General features: G+C 71.1%; 13 protein-coding genes. 5 read left to right on the top strand and 8 right to left on the bottom strand.

Annotated elements, in window-relative coordinates:
* Positions 1-172: 172 nt before the first annotated feature.
* Positions 173-958, bottom strand: a complete 786-nt coding sequence (locus CP981_RS16735) for an SDR family oxidoreductase (RefSeq protein ID WP_085925783.1) — start codon at positions 956-958, stop codon at positions 173-175.
* Between the two features lie 193 nt (positions 959-1,151).
* Positions 1,152-2,378: an aminotransferase-like domain-containing protein gene (locus CP981_RS16730; RefSeq protein ID WP_085925782.1), complete on the bottom strand. Its 1,227-nt coding sequence runs from the start codon at positions 2,376-2,378 to the stop codon at positions 1,152-1,154.
* A gap of 289 nt (positions 2,379-2,667) precedes the next feature.
* Between CP981_RS16730 and CP981_RS16720 the strand changes: the two genes are divergently transcribed.
* Positions 2,668-3,549 (top strand): hypothetical protein, encoded by an 882-nt coding sequence (locus CP981_RS16720; protein WP_244329678.1) that lies wholly within the window; start codon positions 2,668-2,670, stop codon positions 3,547-3,549.
* A 140-nt stretch (positions 3,550-3,689) separates the two neighbouring features.
* On the opposite strand, the gene CP981_RS16715 is transcribed toward CP981_RS16720, so the two are convergent.
* From CP981_RS16715 to CP981_RS16705, 3 genes are all read right to left on the bottom strand, one after another.
* Entirely contained in the window at positions 3,690-3,899 is a 210-nt protein-coding gene (locus CP981_RS16715; protein ID WP_085925816.1) for a DUF397 domain-containing protein, read from the bottom strand.
* A 197-nt stretch (positions 3,900-4,096) separates the two neighbouring features.
* Positions 4,097-4,963 (bottom strand): helix-turn-helix domain-containing protein, encoded by an 867-nt coding sequence (locus CP981_RS16710; protein ID WP_085925781.1) that lies wholly within the window; start codon positions 4,961-4,963, stop codon positions 4,097-4,099.
* Between the two features lie 266 nt (positions 4,964-5,229).
* Complete coding sequence (locus tag CP981_RS16705) at positions 5,230-5,991, bottom strand: GOLPH3/VPS74 family protein (protein ID WP_085925780.1); 762 nt, start codon at positions 5,989-5,991, stop codon at positions 5,230-5,232.
* Positions 5,992-6,215: 224 nt separating this feature from the next.
* On the opposite strand from CP981_RS16705, the gene CP981_RS16700 reads away from it, so the two are divergent.
* Both CP981_RS16700 and CP981_RS16695 read left to right on the top strand, forming a co-directional pair.
* On the top strand, positions 6,216-9,368 hold the full coding sequence (locus CP981_RS16700; protein ID WP_244329677.1) for a D-alanyl-D-alanine carboxypeptidase family protein: 3,153 nt from the start codon (positions 6,216-6,218) through the stop codon (positions 9,366-9,368).
* Between the two features lie 241 nt (positions 9,369-9,609).
* Entirely contained in the window at positions 9,610-11,049 is a 1,440-nt protein-coding gene (locus CP981_RS16695) for a glycosyltransferase family 39 protein (protein ID WP_085925815.1), read from the top strand.
* Between the two features lie 92 nt (positions 11,050-11,141).
* On the opposite strand, the gene CP981_RS16690 is transcribed toward CP981_RS16695, so the two are convergent.
* The gene (locus CP981_RS16690) at positions 11,142-11,549 is read right to left on the bottom strand and encodes an ADP-ribosylation/crystallin J1 (protein ID WP_085925778.1); all 408 of its coding nucleotides are present in this window, start codon (positions 11,547-11,549) and stop codon (positions 11,142-11,144) included.
* 333 nt (positions 11,550-11,882) lie between these two features.
* On the opposite strand from CP981_RS16690, the gene CP981_RS16685 reads away from it, so the two are divergent.
* Positions 11,883-12,719 (top strand): isocitrate lyase/PEP mutase family protein, encoded by an 837-nt coding sequence (locus CP981_RS16685; RefSeq protein WP_085925777.1) that lies wholly within the window; start codon positions 11,883-11,885, stop codon positions 12,717-12,719.
* Positions 12,720-12,835: 116 nt separating this feature from the next.
* On the opposite strand, the gene CP981_RS16680 is transcribed toward CP981_RS16685, so the two are convergent.
* Together CP981_RS16680 and recQ are read right to left on the bottom strand one after the other, a co-directional pair.
* A complete protein-coding gene (locus tag CP981_RS16680) occupies positions 12,836-13,120 on the bottom strand; it encodes a hypothetical protein (RefSeq protein ID WP_085925776.1) in 285 nt (94 codons plus the stop codon).
* A 393-nt stretch (positions 13,121-13,513) separates the two neighbouring features.
* Positions 13,514-15,535: a DNA helicase RecQ gene (gene recQ / locus CP981_RS16675; protein ID WP_085925775.1), complete on the bottom strand. Its 2,022-nt coding sequence runs from the start codon at positions 15,533-15,535 to the stop codon at positions 13,514-13,516.
* Between the two features lie 324 nt (positions 15,536-15,859).
* On the opposite strand from recQ, the gene CP981_RS16670 reads away from it, so the two are divergent.
* A complete protein-coding gene (locus tag CP981_RS16670; protein ID WP_085925774.1) occupies positions 15,860-17,275 on the top strand; it encodes an amidase in 1,416 nt (471 codons plus the stop codon).
* Positions 17,276-17,763: the final 488 nt, after the last annotated feature.

Here is a 17,763-nt window from a genome sequence, read left to right as displayed (position 1 = left end):
CCGCCCACACCGGCCTGCGGAACACCCTCCCCCCGCCTGACACCCCACCGGCCGACGGAACACCGGCCACCCGGCGCCCACGGCCCACCGCCCGCCGGACGCCAGACGCCCGCCCGAACAGGCCCCCCGCCCGAAGAGGCCCCGCCTGAAAAGCCCCCGCCCGACGAGGCCCCTACCGCATCACCTCCCCCGCATTGACCAACAGCGACTGCCCCGTGATGGCGCGCGCCCGGTCGGAGGCCAGAAAGACCACGGTCTCGGCCACATCCGCGTCCGTCGCCAGCTCGGGCAGTGCCATCCGTTCGGTGAGCCGGGCCAGCACCTCGGACTCCGGGACGCCCTCACTCCGCGCCTGGAACCGTACGTACGCCTCCACCGGCGGGCCCCACATCCAGCCGGGCTGCACGGTGTTGACCCGTATCCGGTCCGGCCCCAGCTCGCGCGCCAGTGAGTACATCGCCGAGACCAGCCCGCCCTTGGACGCCGCATACGCCGCCTGCTGCACCTGTGACGGCGCGGCGACCGACGACTGGGTGCCGATCAGCACCACCGAGCCGCCGCCGCGCGCCGTGAGCGACGGCAGACAGGCGCGGGTCATCCGCAGCGTGCCGAAGAGATTGACGTCCACGACACGGTGCCAGGAGTCGAAGTCGGCCTCCCGCAGGCCCCCGAACAGCGAGTCCAGGGCGGCGACATGGACCACCGCGTCGATCCCGCCGAACTGCTCCACGGCCAGCGCGGCCAGCGCCGCGCACTGCGCCTCGTCGCCGATATCGGTCACCCGCCAGGCCGTACGCGCGCCGGAAGGATCCAGCTGCGCAGCCGACTTGGCGAGATGCGCCTCCGTACGGGCCCCCAGCGCCACCGAGGCGCCTTCCCGCACACAGGCCGCCGCGACCTGATGGCCGAGCCCGGCGCCTACGCCTGAGATGACGACGGTCTTGTTCCGCAGCAGCATGTGTGCCTCCCGGCCGGGCCGCTCCGCGCACGCCTGATGGGGCGTCAGATTAGGCCCGGCGCCCCGGGAAGGCCAGAGCCGTTCGCCAAGACGGAGCCGCGCAGAGGCAGCCGCCCCCAGGGCACGTAACCATCGGCCATGCCGCCCCCGCGCGCTCAGCCGTGCCGCCACCGCGCCCCCGCCGGCGCCTCCCTCAGCCGTGCCGCCGCCCCGCCCCGTCCAGCGCCTTCCTCAGCCGGTCGAGCCCCTCGCGGATCTCCTCCGGGGAATGCGTCACGAACGACAGCCGGACGGCCGTGGGGTCCGGCGGCCCGGCGAAGAACGGCGCGCCGGGGACGTACGCGACGTCATGCCGCACCACCTCGGGCAGCAGCGCCGTCGCGTCATACCCCTCCGGCAGCGTCGCCCACACGAACATGCCGCCCGCCGGACGGTTCCACCGCGAGCCCTCGGGGAGTGCCGCGGCCAGTCCGTCGACCAGCGCGTTCCGCCGCTCACGGTAGGCGTCGCGCACCCGCCCCAGATGCGCGTCCAGATCCGAGACCGCCAAATACCGCGCCGCCGCGGCCTGATCGACGGTCGAGGTGTGCAGATCGGCGGCCTGCTTGGCGATGACACAGGCGCGCCGCAGCGCGGCCGGCGCACGCAGCGAACCCAGCCGCAGACCCGGCGCCATCACCTTGGAGAACGAGCCGAGCAGCGCCGTACGGTCCTCGGCCCCGGGGAACGACGCGACCCACGGCACCGGCTCACCCTCGAAGCGCAGCTCCCCGTACGGGTCGTCCTCGGCGATCCACAGCCCGCGCCGGGCGGCGACCTCGGCGACCGCGGCCCGGCGCTCGGCGGACAGCGTGCGGCCGGTCGGGTTCTGGAAGGTCGGCACGACATAGAGCAGCTTGGGCCGCTCCCGCGCGGTGATCTCGTCCAGCGCGACCGGGTCCAGCCCCTCGTCGTCGGTCGGCACCGGCACCACCCGGGCACCGGCGAAGGAGAAGATCTGGAGCGCCGCGAGGTAACAGGGGTCCTCGACCAGCACCACGTCCCCCGGCTCCAGCAGGGCCGTGGCCAGCAGCGTCAGCCCCTGCTGGGAGCCGGTGGTCACCAGCAGGTCGTCGGCGTCGGTGGCCAGCCCGCGCACGGTGGTGCGCGCCGCGACGGCCGCACGCAGCGCCGGACTGCCCTCGCTGGTGGAGTACTGAAGCGCCCGCAGCGGATCCTCCGCCAGCACATGCTGAAACGCGGCCGCCAGCCCCTCCGTATCGAACAGCTCGGGCGCAGGCAGCCCACCCGCGAACGAAATGACCTCCGGCCGCGCGGTAAGCGCCAGGATGTCCCGCACCGGCGAACTCCCGGTCCGCGCCGCCCGGGCAGCCAGCCCGGGGACGGGGGCGGTGGCACGGCCAACTATCGCGTCCGGCATGACGACTCCCCTCGCTCGTGTTCTGCGCCCGACCATCGCCGGCCACAGATGCCCAGCAGCTTAAGCGGCCGGGGGGTGGGGCGCAGGGGTGACCGGATGATGAGCCGGGGCGGACAAGGGCAAGGGCAAGGACGAGGATGCGGGGCGGGTGCGGACGGGGCTCCGGGGGCAGGGCCGGGAGCCGCGTAAGGGCCGGGGCGGCCCCGCGCGCTCGATGCCTGACGATTCGCGCACCGATCCGCGCTCCGCCCCTCCCCATCTGATGACACGTCAGCTACACCTGTCTGTCATGACCGCAGACAGCGAACGAACGCCAGAGGTCACCACCGCCGCAGCCGTCGGCACCGGGCCCGCCGCCTACGCCGAGCTGGCCGCCGTCGGCCCGTACGGCGTGCACCCCGGACATGCGCTGATCACCATGGTCGAACCGCATCCCGGCCATGAATACGCCTACAACCGCTGGTACGAGGACGACCACTACATCGCGGGCGCGATGGCGATGCCATGGATCTTCGCCGGCCGCCGCTGGGTCGCCACCCGCGAGCTGCAACTGCTGCGCCGCCCCGAGAAGTCCGCCGTCGCCCAGCCGGTCACGGCGGGCTGCTATCTCTCCACGTACTGGATCACCGCGGGCCGCTACGACGAGCACATGAAGTGGACCGTCGGCATCAACAAGCGCCTCAACCGGGACGGCCGGGTCTACCGGGACCGTACTCATGTCTTTACGGCCTTCCAGGACCACCTGGCGACGGTGTACCGGGACGGTGCGGCGGGCCCCCGCGACCTCCACGCACTGGACCACCCGTACGCCGGGCTGGTGTTGGAGGTGATCGACGCGGACGGTCCGGAGCGGCGGGACCAGCTGCTGGAGTGGCTCTGTGCCCGGCATCTGCCGCGGCGGCTGGCGGGCTCCCCGGCCGCGATGGTCACGGTCTTCCGCCCGACGCCGCTGCCGGGCGACCGGATGTCGTATGTGCGGCAGGTCGAGGGCGTCGACACCCGGCTGACCCTGCTGTGGTTCCTCCAGCAGGACCCGCGCGACGGCTGGCCGGAGCCGTTCGCCGGTCTGGAGGAGGAGGTCGCGGAGTCGGGGCTGGGGCGGGTGGAGCTGGTGGCACCGTTCCTGCCGACCGTACCCGGGACGGACCGCTATGTGTCCGAGCTGCGCTGACGGACGCCGGCGGCGGTCGTACGCGGACGGCCGCCGGCCCGCCGGAACGGGGGCCCGGGCATGGCCGAGCCCCCTCGGCCGGGACGGCGATCCAGTCGAGAGGGCTCACAACTGCGAACTGCGGAGGGCGATAGCTCAGGTCACGCCGCGTCGAACGCGCCACCGGCGACGTCCGACACAAAGTGGCGCCAGGAGGAGTTGTCGAAGGTGAGGCGGGGACCCTCGGGGTCCTTGGAGTCGCGCACAGCGATGGCTGCCGCGGTCGGCACGGCGATTTCCACGCAAGCGCCGTTGCCACCGGAGTACGAGGACTTGGTCCAGGAGAATGCGGAATTGGGCTGCACGGCCATGTTCACTCCAGCTCACTCTGAGTTACCGGGGATTCGGTACTGACGACGCTACGCGCCAACATCACGAGCCGCAGAGGCCGTTCACCCGTACGAAGGGCATATTTCTTGATCTCTTTTCATGGGGGCGACGGCAGGTGTACCGTGCGATCCCTTTCCCCGGAATCCTGGATTCCGCGCCATTGACTTCCTGGTGGATGTCATCCCATGGCGTCCGCATGGGATTTCGCCGCAGCGGCGATGAACTCCCGGCTGTGCTCCGCGCTCAACGCCTGCGCGCGCAAATGCTCATACATGATCGTGTATTTGTGCACATCGTTGGTCTTCTCCAGATAGAGGTCACTGGTGACGCCCTCGATGTACACCACGCTGGAATCGGCGGCATCGTCGAATTCCAGGATGGAGAACGTTCCAGACATTCCGGCATGCGCACCGGTGTTGTACGGCAGGACTTGCACCGTCACATGCGGCAATTGGCTCATCTCGACGAGATGGTCCAGCTGCTCGCGCATGATCAGATGGCTGCCGACCACCCGCCGCAGCGCGCTCTCGTCCAGCACCACCCACAGCCGCAGCGGGCGCTCGGTGTCGGTGACCCGCTCCTGGCGGCGCATCCGCACCTGGATGCGCTTCTCCAGATGGTCGGGCGCCAGTTCGGGGACCGTGCCGGGGATGACCGCCTCGGCGTAACCGGCGGTCTGGAGCAGACCGGGCACCAGCAGGGACTCGTAAATCCGCAGCGAGGCCGCCTCGGTCTCCAGGCCGATGTAGACGCTGTAGGGGATGTCGCCGAAGGCGTGCCACCAACCTTGCTGGCGCGAATCCTTGGCCATCTGCATCAGTGAATCCACAATGCGGTGGTCCTCGACCTCGTAGACCCCGCACAGATCGCGGACATCGCGCTGACTGATGCTGCGGCGGCCGTTTTCCAGTCTGCTGATCTTCGACTGGGAGACCAGCAGCCGCTCGGCCACCTCTTCCGCCGTCATGCCTTTGAGCTCACGGAGCCTTCGTAGCTCCTGGCCCAACCGGCGTCGCCTGACGGTGGGATTGACATTGGACGCCACGGGACGTGCACCTCCGGCTCCGTACTGCTGTCGTTTTCTTTTCAGCAGACTGCCACTCCGGGGTGACGCCGCGCAGTGAAACGCACACAGAAGGCGAGCGAGCAGAGGCGCGGGGTGGCGGGCCGGCCGTTGTCTGGAACGGTCGGTCCGCCACCCCGCGCTTGGTGCTGCGGCTCCCGTACGGGAATTTGGGGACGGTGGTGCGGGTGACGCGTGGTACGAGTGCTGCGCTGGGTGGTGCGAGAGGGCGTACGCGTTCTACGGCGTCAGCGGGCGCCTACCCGGGCCATCCGGCCGTGGCCGTGCCGCGACTGGACCGGTGCGCCGGCCGGGTCCGCCGTGGCCCGTGCCGCCGGTTGCCGGACCGGTCCCGCGACGGCCGCCTGCTGCCGCCGGGGCTGTGCCGCGACACCGTTCTGCACATCCATGACGGCGTGTGCGACCAGTCCGCCCATCGGGTCGTGCCGGATCAGATCCCGGAGACGGGAGCGCGATGACCGCCCTTCGTTCCCTGGATACAGATGCTTGCCGAGGCCGACCGCATGGGCCAGCGCGGCGAGCGCCGCGGTCCGCGGGTCCGGGGGTACGCCGGTGCGGATCGCGTTGTCCAGCCGGGCCCTGATTTCCCGGCTGATGGCCGTCTCCGTCGCTTGGTAGCGCGTCGTCGGCAGCACCCCGCACATCTGTCCCGCCACGGCATGCACCATGCCGCACCGTTCGAGATGCGTGAGGTAGGTCTGGCGCAGCCCGAGTCGGGGCCCGCCGATCCAGTGGACCGCGCGCACCGGACTGCCGCGTCGGCGCAGCAGTTCGAGCGCGGAGTCCAGAGTTGGATCTCCTGTCGGCCGTGCCATCACCACGGCGATACGATCCCCGTCTGGGGCTATCCGTCCTGCCAGAGCCAGCTCTACTAGCTGTGCCCCGGCCAGGCCGAGGTCGAGCGACTGCGGCTGCGCTGTGGTGCCCGTGGTCGGGTCCAAAGCGAGCAGCAGAAGCTCCTCCGGAATTGTTCTGCGGCTCCTGCCCATCCATGCCTCCCCGCGTGGATGAATGACAGGGTGACCCCTCTCACATTCATCTGTCGAGAGTGCGTGGGGGGTTCGGTATGGAACCGGTAGGTATGTCGTTCTCGTCTTGCACGTCGGCGACATCTTTCTGAGGGGTGCGGCGCCTACCGGTACGCGTGGCGGCGAGATGGGGCCACGTGGACACAGGACACTTGGGAACACTGGGCCAGGCAGCAGTGGGACGTATGAAGGAGACATCGGTGGCGGGCGAGTCCCCCGACAAGTCGGACAAGAAGCAGTCGTCGGGGAAGACGGCGCGGAACGAACGTGATCCGCGGCTGTCGGCCTTCCGCGGGGAGCCGGACGAATCGGCGCAGGCTTCGGATGCCGGGAAGCATCCGAAGCCTGCGGACGACGGGGCGGAGGCCGCGGCGGAGTCGAAGCCCGCGGCGAAGCCGGAACCGGTCGCCGCGGCGAAGTCCGCGTCGGCGGGGAAGTCCGCCACGGCGAGTGACGCGGAGCCCGGGGCCGGGACGGCGCCCGAGGGCGCGTCTGAGGAGCCTCAGGAGGCCGAGGAGGGCGGTGCGGGCGCCGAGGGCGGCGACGCCCGTCTGCGGGCCGCTGTGGCCGCCTGGGTCGCGGGCAGCGGCGATGAGGACGGTGCGGGCGGCGAGGGAGCCGAAGGCGCCGAGGCGGGTGACGATGGCGACGGTGATGCCGGCGCTGCCGCGGCGTCGGCGTCCGAGGTGAAGGCCGAGGCCGAGGCAGAGGCGGAGTCGGCCGCTGGGTCGGATGAAGCCACGGGGGCTGGTGCTGATGCTGCCGCAAAGCCGGAAGCGAAGTCTGGTGCGAAGGCCGATGCAAAGGCCGATACGAAGTCTGGTGCGAAGCGGTCGGTGAAGTCCGGGGCGAAGGCGGAGGAGGGCGCGGACGAGGGCGCTGAGGCCGGGGCGGCGGCGAAGGCCGGGTCCGAGGCCGGGGCGAAGCCTGCCGCGTCCGGGGCGAAGGCCGGCGTCGACGCCGATTCCCGAGCTGACGCCGACGCCGGGACGGACGCCGACAGCGAGACCGGCGCCGACGGGGATGCCGGTCGCGGTGGCTCCAAGGGCGGTGCGAAGTCGCAGTCCGAGGCGAAGTCCCAGCCCAAGGGCAAGAGCGAGGCCAAGGGCAAGAGCGAGCCCAAGGGCAAGAGCGAGCCCAAGGGGAAGGGCGACTCTGCGGGCAAGTCTGAGGCCGAGGGCAAGCCCGCGTCCGGGAGTAAGCCTGAGGCCCAGGGCGAGCCCGACTCCGAGGGCAAGCCCGCGTCGCCGTCCAAGGCCGAGGTTGTCGATCAGCCGACCGCCGTGTTCAAGACCGTCGGGCCGCAGAAGGGCAAGTCCGGCGGGGCGGCCGGTGCGGCGAGTGAAGGCAACGGGGACGGCGCGGGCGGCGGCGAAGCGGCTGAGGCCGAGGAGTCGGCGGTCGATGAGGCGACGCGCGTCTTTGCGTTTGCGAAGCCGAAGAAGGGTGCGGAGGCGGAGGCCGTCGATCAGGCGACCACCGCGTTCAAGATCTCCCCGCCCGCCAAGGACGGCGACGCGGCCAAGAGCAAGGCCAAGGACAAGCCCGAGAGCAAGGCCGACGCCGCGGCCGACGCCAAGGACAAGAACGCCGAGGACAAGAACGCCGACGGCAAGAACGAGGCCAAGGCGGCGAAGGTCGCCGAGCGGGACTCGGAGCGGACCAGCCAGTTCGTGGCGCTGAAGTCGGCGGACGACGGCACGGCGGGCAAGTCGCTGGGCAAGACGGCGCCGAAGACGCCCGCCCGTACGCCCGACAAGGCAGTCGACAAGCCCGCGGACAAGGCAGCCGACAAGCCCGAGGGCAAGGTCGCGGACAAGGCGGCCGACAAGGCCGACAAGGCCGGTGCCAAGCCGGCCGGCAAGGCCACCGGCGCGCTGCCGGCCGCCGAGCCCGCCAAGTCCGCCAAGCCGTCCGCGGCGCCCAAGCCTGCGGACCGGCCGGGCGCCATGCCGCCCGCCACCACGGGCGACAAGGCCGCCGCCCCCGCCGAGCTGCCCGAGGCCGAGCGCACCAAGCAGCAGCCGCTGCCGCCGCTCGACCTCCTGGCGCAGCTCACCAACACCCCGCCGCCGCCCGAGACCCCGCTGCGTTCGGTCGTCCGCCGGTTCAAGATCTGGACCCCGCTGGCGGTGCTGCTGGTGATCGTCTTTGTGGTCGCCCAGGCGGTGCGCCCGCTGCCCAACCCGACGCTCACTGTCGGCGACGCCAAGTCCTCGTTCACCTTCGAGGGCGGCAAGCTCGCCGTCCCGTGGCCCGCGAAGGGGCAGGCCGCGATCAAGGTGGTGGGCTCCGGGGACGTGGGGACGTTCGGCCCGCAGAAGCCGGTGCCCACCGCGAGCGTGGCCAAGATCATGACGGCCTACGTCATCCTCCGGGATCACCCGCTCAAGAAGGACGAGGGGGGCCCGCAGATCGAGGTCGACGCCAAGGCGGTGACCGAGGGCGGTTCCAGGCACGAGTCCCGGATCGAGGGGCTGAAGGCCGGGCAGAAGTTCAGCCAGCAGAACATGATCAAAATGCTGATGATCCCGTCCGGCAACAACATCGCCCGGCTGCTGGCCCGTTGGGACACCAAGTCCGACAACGAGGCGGCGTTCGTCAAGAAGATGAACGCCGCCGCCAAGGACCTGGGCATGAAGAACACCACCTACACCGACCCCAGCGGCCTGGACCCCAAGACCGTGAGCACCGCCGTCGACCAGCTCAAGCTGGCCGAGGCCGTCATGAAGTTCGACGCCTTCCGGCCGATCGTCGCCACGCCCAACACCGACATCCCGGGCCTGCCGAAGCGGATCAACAGCAACATCGACAACCTGCTGCTGGCCGGGCTGAGCATCAAGGGCATCAAGACCGGCTCCAGCACGGCGGCCGGCGGCACGCTGTCCTGGGCGGCCTACAAGACCGTGGACGGCAAGGACCAGCTGATACTGGGCACGATGATGGACCAGCACTTCAAGGGCCTGGACCCCGACGGCTCCAACAGCCTCACCCTGGTCAAGAACAACAGCCAGAAGGTCATCGAGGCCGTACGCAACGCGCTGACCTCGGCCACGGCGGTGAAGAAGGGCCAGGTCGTCGGCTATGTCGACGACGGTCTGAACGGGCGCACGCCGGTCGTCGCCACCAAGGACCTGAAGGCGGTCGGAGTCCCGGGCCAGAAGCTGACGTTGAGCGTCGGTGACGGGGGCAAGACCGTCCCGCACACCGCGAAGGCCGGTACCGAGGTCGGTGTGCTGACCGTCGGCAACAGCGAGAGCAGCCAGAAGGTCCCGGTCGCCCTGCAGAAGGACCTCGTCGAGCCGACCTTCGGCGCGAAGCTGGTCCGCATCACCTGAGCGGACCGGGGGGCTCCGGCGGTCGGCCCGGAGCCCCCCGGCCGTTGGTCATCAAAGGCCCCGGTGGCCTCAGAGGCTCTCGGCACCGGAGTCCGGGGCCTTCCGTCGGCCGCGCAGTAGGCATGTTCCTCCGTCCCGCGCGTGACCGGAGCCCGTCATCGACGTAGCGCAAGCGCAGAAGACGTACGTGTCCGCCGTGCCCGCCCGCGGTTCCCGGGTGGCGCAGTGCGCGGTGGTGCTGATGCCCGCGGGGCTGATGCTGTTCCTGGGGACGTGGGGGATCCGCCGCCAGGACGCCATATGGCGGGACGAGGCGGTCACCTACGACATGGCGCACCGCGGCCTGGCCGATCTGTGGCACACGCTTCAGCACGTCGATGTCGTGCACGGCCTGTACTACCTGCTGATGCACCTCTGGTTCGCCGGATACGACGCCACGCTCCGCGGTGCGTTCGGCGATGCGGTCGGTCTGCGGCTGCCGTCCGTAGTGGCGATGACGGTCGCTGCCGCCGGGGTCGCGCTGCTGGGGCAGCGTCTGGTCGGCCGCCGGGCGGGGCTGCTGGCGGGCCTCACCTTCGCGCTGATCCCGGTCGTCCAGCAGTACGCGCAGGAGGGCCGCTCGTACGCGACGGTCTGCGCGCTGGTCGTCTGGGCCACGTATGTGCTGGTGTCGGCCGCGTCCCGGCCGCGCAAAGGACTGTGGGCCGGCTATACGGCGCTGATGCTGGCCGCCTGCCTGCTGCACGAGTTCGCGTGTCTGGCGCTGCCCGCGCACGGCGCCGCGGTGGTCCTGGCGCGGCTGCCCCGCCGCGTACGGCGCGCCTGGCTGCTCGCCTCGGCCACCGTCCTCGCCGGTCTGGCGCCGCTCGCGGTGTTCAGCACCCGGCAGTCGGCCCAGATCAGCTGGCTCATGTGGCCGGACCCCCTCCAGCTGCTGACGTTCGCCGTGCTCGCCGCCCTCGGCATCGCCTGCGCTCGCGTCCGGATCCGCTCGCGCGGCCCCATCGGGCTGCGGACCCTCGGCATCCCGCTGCTGCTTCTGCCCACCCTCCTCCTGCTGCTGCTCTCCCATGTCGAGCCGGCGTATGTGGACCGCTATGTCCTCTACTACGTCGTCGGGTTCGCGCTGCTCGCGGGCGCCGCCCTGGCGCGGCTGCTGCGGCCGGCCGGCGAACGGGGCCAGACCCGTGGCCGGCGGCTGCGGCGGGCGACGGCGGTGGCGCTGCTGCCGGCGGCGCTGCTGCCGGTCAACGTCCATCTGCGCAGCCCGGACAGCCGGGTCGACGATGTCACCGCGGTCGCGCATGCCGTACGCGCGATGGCCGAGCCCGGCGACGGGCTGCTGTTCATGCCGTCCCGGCGGCGGATCTGGCGCGCGACCCTGCCGCACGAGTTCCGCGGGCTGCACGATCTCGCGCTGGCCAAGAGCCCGTTGGCCTCGCACACCCTCTACGGCACCGAGCGCTCCGGCGACGCGATCCGCGACCGGATGCTGACCGCCCGCCGGATCGTCGTCGCCGGAGACCCGGACGACCAGCCGGCCGACGACAGCGACCAGGAAATCGCCAAGCGGTCCACGTTGCGTGCCGCCTTCGAGATCTGCGGCAGCAGGGAGGTCCGGGGGGCCAGGGTCACGGTGTATGGGCGGGCGGGGGCGTGTGGTGGGAGTGGGGGGCGGTAGGCCGGGGGCTTCCCTGCCGGCCGCTCCCCGTCCGGTCATTCCCCGCCCGGCTTGGCCGCTCGGTCACTCCCTGCCGGCCGCTCCCTGCCTGGTCATTCCCCGTTCTCCGATGACTCCCCCTGCGCCGGCCGGAAGCTGCGGACCAGCTCGATGCGCCCGACGATGTGCCGGTTGAACTCCGCCAGCTCCTCGGCGGGGACCCACAGTTCGAGGATCGTCTCGCCGCCCGCCTGCCGTACCGGATAGCGCGCGGCGAAGTCTGCCTCGATCTCGAAGCGGGTGACATGGCCGACGCCGGAGGCCGGCACATTCCAGTCACGGGCGATCCGTATCGCGTAGTCCTCGTTGAGCACGGGGTAGAAGATCGGCTGGTCGGGCAGGCGCGGCGGCCAGGCACGCCAGCCGGAGGCCTCGACCAGGGCGAGCTCCTCGGGGCCGGTGGGACGCCAGAGGGTGAGGGTGGCGGGCGCGGTCTCGCTCCGGCGGGACGTCTGGATCATGCTCGTACGGTATGGCGCCGGGGTGGGCGGGCGCGCGGTGATTACGGGACGCGGGAGCCGCCGGGCGCGGTGGGGGAGCCGATGGGAGGGGCACGGGGTCGGGCGGCGGTGGGAGAGCCGAGGGCGCGGGCCGCGCCGGGCGGGGGTGAGGGAGCCGAGGGCGCGGGCCGGGCGGCGATGGAGGAGCCGAGGCCACGGGCCGGGCGGTGTGCCGCGGTGCCGGGGGCGGAGGGGCGGTGGCGCACGGTGGCTGTACGCCGGAGTGGTCATGACTCCAACGTCCGCCGCGAGTCTTCGCCCCCTACCGAAGGGACTCCGGCCTACGGTGCCCATATGAGCACCTCCCCGGAGTACGCCACCTTTCACTTCCACGCGCTGCACCACGCCGATCAGCCGCTGCTGCTGCCCAACGCCTGGGACGTCATCTCGGCGGTCGCACTCGCCGGGGCCGGGTACGCGGCAGTCGGCACCACGAGCCTGGGCGTCGCCGCGGCCCACGGCTATCAGGACGGGCGCGGGCTCGCCGAGGTCCGGGACGCCACGGTCGCGCTCGCGCTGCGGCTCAACGGTCGCCTGGCCTGCCCGTACACGGTCGACGTGGAGGGTGGATTCGGCGGCGACGCCGGCCAAGTGGGGGACCTGGCCGCCGAGTTGGCGGAGGCAGGGGCGGCCGGGCTGAACCTGGAGGACGGGCTGCCCGGCGGCGAGGGGCTGAAGGATCCGGTGCAGCAGGCCGAATTGATCAGCGCGGTGAAGGAACGGGCACCGGGCCTGTTCCTCAACGCCCGGATCGACACCCACTGGCTGGCGGACAGCCCGCCGCCCCTCTCGGTCACGCTCTCGCGCGCCGAGACGTATCTGGCCGCGGGCGCGGATGGCGTCTTCGTACCGGGCGTCGTCGCCGACGAGGACATCTCGACCCTGGTCGCCGGGATCCCCGCCCCGCTGAACATCCTCTTCGCTCCCGGCCGGCACACCGTCAGCCGTCTGGCGGAGCTCGGCGTACGCCGCATCAGCACCGGGTCCCTGCTCTTCCGGACCGCCCTCCAGGCCACTCTCACGGCGGCGGACGCCATCCGCACGGGCCGGCAGCCAACGGAAGCGGCCGGGACGGCCGGCGAGGTCCTGGGCTACGCGGAGGTGCAGCGGCTGGTGGGGGAGGAGGAATAGGGGCGCGAGGGCGCTGAAGCCGGGCTCGCGGTGGGGGCCGGGCTGATTGCCGGCCGGGCTCGTCCGTGGGAGCCGTGGGGGCGCCTCGTGTTCGGCCTCAGGCCCGGCGTACGGGTTCAGGCCTGCCGGCCGCGGCTTCCGTGGCGTCGACGGTGGACGGTGAGGGCCGTCGCGGCCACGCCCAGCGCACCGGCGCCGCCGATCAGGCCCGCCTTGGGCAGCTGGCCGGCCTTCTCCGCCAGTCCGGCCAGCCCGTCGTCGGGCAGCATGATCGAGGTCCGGCTCTCCGCGTGCGCGCTCGGCTCGGCCGCGAAGGCGGCGCCCATGGGGAGCAGCAGCACGGCCAGCGCACCGGTCGCGACGGTGGCGGTACGGATGACGGAGCGGCGCTGGGCCCGCATGGGTACTCCTCGTCGTGGGCGGCTCGGGCCGCCGTAGGGATGCGATAAAGAATGCGATGAGAGTCAGCACGCTACGGAGCGTCCTTAACGGAGACCCATCCGTTGTGTAACAGTCACCAAGATCTCTGGGCTCGGTCGTGTGAAGGAACGCCCGCGCAGGCCGGTCCAAATCCACCGAATTTCCCCTCCGGTCGCACTTCATGGACCGACCGTCACCAAGCTCAGCCGTCGCCGTTCACCAGTCAGCCACCTTCATCAGCTCACCGGGCCGAGCCGCCTGTCCTCACCGGGCCGAGCGGCCCACCGGCCCTGACCGGGCCGAGCCCAGCCGTCCGCCCACCCCGGCACGCCGGCCGCTCTCACCCCCGACCGCTACGACACTCTCCCTCCAGCTCACCAGTCGATGTCATCCGGCGGCTCCGGCAGCTCCTCGTCCTCGGGCTCCGGTGCGGCGTGATGCTCCTCGGCCGCCCCAGCCACCTTCGCGGCACCGGCACCGGCGGCTACGCGCACGTCCGCGCCCTCGCCCGCGCCCTCCGGAGTCTCCCGCCCGGCCAGCACATCCAGGATCGGCTGGCCGTACTTCGCGAGCTTGTTCTCGCCGACCCCGCTGACCGTGCCCAGTTCGGCCATCGTCGTCGGCCCGAGCGTGGCGATCTCCCGCAGCGTCGCATCGTGGAAGATCACGTACGCGGGCACGCCCTGCTCCTTGGCCGTGCGGCCTCGCCAGCCGCGCAGCGCCTCGAAGACCGGCAGCGCCGCCTCCGGCAGGTCCGCCGGTACCGCGCGCTTGCCCTTCGCCTTCGTCCGGGCCGCCCGCGCCGCCTTCTCCGGCTCCCGCCGCATCAGCACTTCGCGCCGGCCGCCCAGCACCTCGCCGCTCGCTTCCGTGAGCACCAGCGTGCCGTAATCACCCTCGACGGCGAGTAGCCCCTGCGCCAGCAACTGCCGTACGACGCCCCGCCATTCGGCCTCCCGGACGTCGGCGCCCACGCCGAAGACGCTCAGCCCGTCATGATCGAACTGGATGACCTTGGCGGTCTTCTTCCCCATCAGGATGTCGATGATCTGGCCCGCGCCGAACTTCTGCCCGCGCTCACGCTGGAGCCGTACGACCGTGGACAGCAGCTTCTGCGCGGGCACCGTGCCGTCCCAGGTCTGCGGCGGGGCCAGGCAGGTATCGCAGTTGCCGCAGGCGCTGCTCTCCTGCCCGAAGTAGGCCAGCAGCCGCACCCGCCGGCACTGCACCGTCTCGCACAGCGCCAGCATCGCGTCGAGATGGGCCGACAGCCGCCGCCGGTGCGCCTCGTCGCCCTCCGACCCGTCGATCATCTTCCGCTGCTGCACCACATCCTGGAGCCCGTACGCCAGCCAGGCCGTCGACGGCTGTCCGTCCCGCCCGGCGCGCCCCGTCTCCTGGTAGTAGCCCTCGACGGACTTCGGCAGATCCAGATGGGCCACGAACCGGACATCCGGCTTGTCGATGCCCATGCCGAACGCGATCGTGGCGACCACGATCAGCCCGTCCTCCCGCAGGAACCGGCCCTGGTGCTCGGCACGCGTCCGCGCATCGAGCCCCGCGTGATACGGCACCGCCGCGATGCCGTTGTCCACCAGGAACTGCGCGGTCTTCTCCACCGATGCCCGCGACAGGCAGTAGATGATCCCGGCGTCTCCGGCATGCTCGTTCCGCAGCAGCTCCAGCAACTGCTTCTTCGGCTCGCTCTTCGACGCGATCCGGTACTGAATGTTCGGCCGGTCGAAGCTCGCCACGAAGTGCCGGGCGTCCGCCATCCGCAGCCGCGAGGTGATCTCCGTATGCGTGGCTTCGGTCGCGGTGGCGGTCAGCGCGATCCGCGGCACCTCGGGCCACCGCTCGTGCAGCATCGACAGCGCCAGATAGTCCGGCCGGAAGTCGTGGCCCCACTGGGCGACACAGTGCGCCTCGTCGATCGCGAAGAGGGAGATCTTCCCGCGGTCGAGCAGATTCAGCGTCTGCTCGACCCGCAGCCGCTCGGGCGCCAGATACAGCAGGTCCAGTTCACCGGCGAGGAACTCGGCCTCGACGAGCCGGCGCTCCTCCAGGTCCTGCGTCGAATTCAGGAACCCGGCCCGCACACCGAGCGCCCGCAAGGCGTCGACCTGGTCCTGCATCAACGCGATCAGGGGCGAGATCACCACCCCCACACCGCTTCTGACCAGCGAGGGAATCTGATAACACAGCGACTTGCCGCCACCGGTCGGCATCAGGACGACCGCGTCCCCGCCCCCTATGACGTGCTCGATGATCTCCTGCTGGCTGCCGCGGAACGCGTCATACCCGAACACCCGGCGCAGCACCTGCACCGCCTCGCTTGCGTCCGAAGCGCCTTCCACATCCATGTCCACGACCACTTCCACGTCCGCCAGAGCCATTCCGAAAGCCTACGAGCTCCGCGGGGGTCCTCGTCGACCCTGTGGATAACTCACACCGTCCGGCATGGCCAGCCGGCCCGCGGCCCCGCGGGGTGACGGCGGCAGCACCCAGCGACGCCCAGGCCAGCTGAAACTCCGCAACCGCATCGAAATCGCCGCATGGGCCTGGCAAACAGGCCTCACCCCACCGGCTTCATAACCTCCCCGTCCCCTCCGGCGGGCATCTGCCGATCCCATCGCCCACCCCCAGGTAGCCTTGTCGCACGCGCGTTCGAAGCAAGGCGAGGGAGTCCCGTTGTTCATGGTTTGGTGTGGTGATCGCCGATGACATCGACCGATATCTGCTTCCTGGATGCCACCGATCTGGCCGCTCGGATCCGGACGCGGGAGCTGTCTCCGCTGGAGGTCGTCCAGGCGCACCTCGACCGGATCGAGGAGGTCAATCCGAAGCTCAACGCCGTCGTGACGGTGACCGCCGAACAGGCCCTCGACGCTGCGAAGGCCGCACAGGAGGCGGTCTTGCACGACAGGCCGCTGGGACCGCTGCACGGCGTCCCGTTCACCATCAAGGACTCACTCGATTCGGCCGGCGTCCGCACCATGCGTGGCTCGCACCTGTTTGCCGAACACGTCCCGGACCGGGACGCAACTACGGTGGCCCGCTTCCGGGCGGCAGGCGCGATCCCGATCGGGAAGACCAACCTGCCGGAGTTCTCCTACTGGACGGAGAGCGACAACCTCGTCTCCGGCCGCTCCCTCAACCCCTGGGACCCGGACCGCACCCCTGGTGGGTCGAGCGGCGGGGAGTCGGCGGCCATCGCAGCCGGGCTGTCGCCGATCGGCCTCGGCAGCGACGTCGCGATCTCGATGCGCGGACCGGCCCACTACACCGGCATCGTCGCGCTCAAGGCGACCCACGGCCGGATCCCCTTCACCGGCCACTGGCCGGACATCCTGCGCCGCTACTGGCACGTGGGCCCGATGGCCCGCAGCGTCCGGGACATCGAGGTGGCCTATGGGGTACTCGCCGGCCCCGATGGCCTGGACGGCTACGCCGTGGACGTCCCGGTCGCCGCCCGGCCCGCAGAGGCTCCGGCCGCGCGGGAGGGCCTGCGGGTCGGATGGCTGGTGCAGCCCGGCTTCGGCCCCGTGGACCCCGCGGTGGCGGCGACCGTGACCGCCGCCGCGGAAGCGCTCGCCGGCGCCGGCTGCGACGTGGAGGAAGTGCGCGTGCCGGAGCTGGAAGCCTGCGACTGCATGCAACTGAGCGCCACTCTCTTCCTGCCGGAGATCCTGCCGTACTTCAAGGAGCACACGGCGGGCCGGGAGGACGAGCTGCATGCGGTGCTCAGGCACACGCTGTCGCTGCCGGACGTCCCGCTCGGCGAGTACGTGACGGCGCAGCGCACCGTCGAAGCACTCAAGTCGGCGTTCTCGGCGTACTTCGAACGCTACGACGCACTGCTGTGCCCGGTCGTGACCATGCCCGCACCCCCGCACGGCCAGACCGAGTACGTCGTCGACGCGGAGACGGTGCCCGCCTGGAACGTCATGCGCGCCACCGTTCCTTTCAACCTGACCGGCCTGCCGGCACTCTCCGTCCCCTTCGGTGCAACCCCCGAGGGACTCCCGATCGGCGTACAGCTGGTGACGAAGTGGTACGCCGAGGACGCGCTGCTCCGCCTCGGCACCCTGCTGGAGTCCGCCAGCCCGGTCCGCGAACGGCACCCGGCGCTGTGAACACCGCGCCATCAGCCGGTCGGCTGGGCAAGGAGGGTTGACGGGACTTCAGGTCCACTTGTCCGGCCGCCGTCCGGCCGGCACTGCGTCGACGAGTTCGCCGTTGATGCCAGACCTGGATGCCGAAAGGGCACCTACGGAAAATCGGTAGGTGCCCTTTGCGCTGGTGCCCCCGGCAGGATTCGAACCTGCGACACCCGCTTTAGGAGTTCGATCAAGCAACCCGCCAGCCTTCGAGTCGCCCTGCTACTTCACCCCAAGGCGTGCAGGCCCGTGGTCTCACGTACGGCGGAGTCCGCAGGCGTTGCCGTCAGCTATTGCCGTCAGCGAGGGGTGAAGAGGCGATACCAACCCACGCAGCGGGTGAAGAGCCCATCAGGTCAACAGCACCGCACTTTCTGGCCGTTGTCCACATGCCTCACCTGATCACCGTCTAGCTGGGCAGACTGGCAGGCGGAAAGACGCTGCGTTGTACGTCATCTGGCCCT

Origin of the sequence: Streptomyces platensis (assembly GCF_008704855.1) — a bacterium.
Lineage (GTDB): Bacteria > Actinomycetota > Actinomycetes > Streptomycetales > Streptomycetaceae > Streptomyces > Streptomyces platensis.
Note: the sequence above shows the minus strand (reverse complement) of the source record. Positions and strands in the feature narration are given on the sequence as shown.